General features: G+C 67.8%; 1 pseudogene. It reads right to left on the bottom strand.

Annotated elements, in window-relative coordinates:
* Positions 1-293: pseudogene (locus tag MKK67_RS09900) on the bottom strand (IS5/IS1182 family transposase); the annotation flags it as partial.
* Positions 294-301 lie beyond the last annotated feature (8 nt).

Genomic DNA, 301 nt, shown 5'->3' with positions numbered 1-301 from the left:
GAAGCCCGTCTTTACGCTTCCGTCCGTCTCCGCCTGCATCGCGCCGGTCAGGCGATCGACCTCGCCGCCATCGTCGGCATCGGTCGGGGTGACGTGCAACGCCACCACGTTGCCTGGCGTGTCTACCGCGAGGTGCACCTTCTAACCGAGCTTGCGCTTGGCCCCGTCGTAGCCCGGCCGCTCTCGGGCCAGGACCGCAGCGTCCGGCTGTACAGGATCACCGCCGACCGCCCCGGCTTGCGATCCCCTGACATCCGTAGGACCTCCTGCAGGTCCCCGTCTACATCGGTGAATCACTCCC

The organism is Methylobacterium sp. J-072 (assembly GCF_022829425.1).
GTDB lineage: Bacteria > Pseudomonadota > Alphaproteobacteria > Rhizobiales > Beijerinckiaceae > Methylobacterium.
Note: the sequence above shows the minus strand (reverse complement) of the source record. Positions and strands in the feature narration are given on the sequence as shown.